The organism is Martelella sp. (assembly GCF_984369615.1).
Genome location: NZ_CFHTCS010000524.1, coordinates 1 through 2223, shown reverse-complemented (window position 1 = coordinate 2223; position 2223 = coordinate 1). Strand labels below are relative to the sequence as shown.

At 63.7% G+C, this 2223-nt stretch carries 2 protein-coding genes; one reads left to right on the top strand and one right to left on the bottom strand.

Annotation, left to right across the window (positions count from 1 at the left end; all coding sequences use genetic code 11):
• The first annotated feature begins 24 nt into the window (after positions 1-24).
• Positions 25-1299 carry a phosphopyruvate hydratase gene (gene eno, locus AC5DC2_RS23220; protein WP_491700197.1) on the top strand — a complete coding sequence of 425 codons (1275 nt, stop codon included), beginning with the start codon at positions 25-27 and terminating at the stop codon, positions 1297-1299.
• 105 nt (positions 1300-1404) lie between these two features.
• Here the strand turns inward: eno and AC5DC2_RS23215 are convergent.
• Positions 1405-2223 (bottom strand): ABC transporter permease (locus AC5DC2_RS23215; RefSeq protein WP_491700196.1); only part of this gene is annotated, 819 nt, incomplete at its 5' end.

Genomic DNA, 2223 nt, shown 5'->3' with positions numbered 1-2223 from the left:
AGCAAGGTCGACAGGTAGACAGACATGACGACAATCACCGACATTCTCGCCCGTGAAATCCTCGACAGCCGTGGCAATCCCACGGTCGAGGTGGATGTGTATCTGGAAGACGGCACCATCGGGCGCGCCGCCGTGCCCTCGGGCGCATCGACCGGCGCGCATGAAGCCGTTGAGCTGCGTGACGGCGGCGAGCGCTATCTGGGCAAGGGCGTCGAGAAGGCCGTCAATGCCGTCAATACGGAAATCCTCGAAGCCATCGTCGGCCTGGATGTCGAGAACCAGATGGAAATCGACCAGACGATGATCGAGCTCGACGGCACGCCGAACAAGGGCCGCCTCGGCGCCAACGCCATTCTCGGTGTCTCGCTCGCCTCGGCGAAGGCCGGCGCGACTGCCTGCGGCCTGCCGCTCTACCGCTATGTCGGCGGCACCTTCGCGCATCTCCTGCCGGTTCCGATGATGAACATCATCAATGGCGGCGAACATGCCGACAACCCGATCGACTTCCAGGAATTCATGATCATGCCCGTCGGCGCCGATACGCTGCGCGACGCCGTGCGCATGGGCTCGGAGATCTTCCACACGCTGAAGAAGGAACTCTCCGCCGGCGGCTTCAACACCGCGATCGGCGACGAGGGCGGTTTCGCTCCGGCGCTTCCCAGCACCATCTCCGCGCTCGATTTCATCATGAAGTCGATCGAAAAGGCCGGCTACAAGCCGGGCGATGACGTCTATCTCGCCATGGATGCTGCCTCCACCGAGTTCTACAAGGACGGCAAGTACGAGATGGAAGGCGAGGGCAAGACCTTCTCCTCCGGCGAAATGGCCGCCTATCTCGCCGACCTCATCGGCAAGTACCCGATCTTCTCGATCGAGGACGGCCTGGCCGAGGACGACTGGGACGGCTGGAAGGAACTGACGTCGATGATCGGCGGCAAATGCCAGCTCGTCGGCGACGACCTGTTCGTCACCAACACCAAGCGCCTGAAGGACGGCATCAAGATGGGCGTCGGCAATTCGCTGCTCGTCAAGGTCAACCAGATCGGCTCGCTGACGGAAACGCTCGACGCCGTCGAGACAGCCCACAAGGCCGGCTACACCTCGGTCATGTCGCACCGTTCGGGCGAGACCGAGGACGCCACGATCGCCGACCTCGCCGTTGCCACCAATTGCGGTCAGATCAAGACCGGCTCGCTCTCGCGCTCCGACCGTCTGGCGAAATACAACCAGCTGATCCGCATCGAGGAAGAACTCGGCGCCCAGGCCGTCTTCGCCGGCAAGTCGATCCTCAAGGCCTGATCGGCCTGAAGGTTTCCTGTTTGATTTGAGATGCCCGCGGCCTGTGCCGCGGGCATTCTTCTTTGCAGGGATCTGAGGCAGCCTCCGAGCGAAGAAGCTGCCTTTCTATTCGTGCCGCAGCGCCTCGATCGGGTTCATGCGGGCGGCGCGGCGGGCGGGGAAAAAGCCGAAAATGATGCCGATCAGCGCCGAGAAGACAAAGGCGCCGAGGATCATCCAGGGCGCGATGACGAAGGGTACGGCCAGATACTGAACCACGGCATAGGCGACGCCGAGCCCGATCAGGACGCCGAGGACCCCGCCGAGAAGCGACAGCACGACAGCCTCGACCATGAACTGCAGCAGCACCTGCCGTTCAAGCGCGCCGACGGTCAGTCGCAGTCCGATCTCGCGGGTGCGCTCCGTCACCGACACGAGCATGATGTTCATGATGCCGATGCCGCCGACAAGCAGGCTCACCGCCGCAACGGCGGTCAGCATGCCGGTGAGATGGCTTTTCGTGCCGGTCACCGCATTGGCGATCTCGGTCATGTCGTTGACCTCGAAATCATTGGCCCGTCCGGGCTGGATATTGCGGCGCTGGCGGAGGAGGGCGGTGACATCGGCTTCCAGCTCCTCGGTCGAAACGCCGTCGCGCGCGGCCAGCAGAATGCTCTCGATATAGCTGTCACCGCCCACGCGCCTCTGGAAGGCGCTGATCGGCATCAGCACGATGTCGTCCTGATCGCGGCCCATGCTGCTCTCGCCCTTTTCCCCGAGCGTGCCGATCACAGCGCAGGAGACATTGCCGACGCGCACATTGCTGCCGACGGGGTCATTCTCGCCAAACAGCTCGCGCCGCACGGTCGCGCCGAGAATGCAGGCCGTGTCGCCGCCGCCGGAAGCCGCCGCGCGGGAGAAATCGCTTCCGGTCTCGATCGACCA

Coding starts and splice junctions, on each gene's coding strand:
- eno (WP_491700197.1), top strand. CDS start 25: ATGACGACAATCACCGACATTCTCGCCCGTGAAATCCTCGACAGCCGT.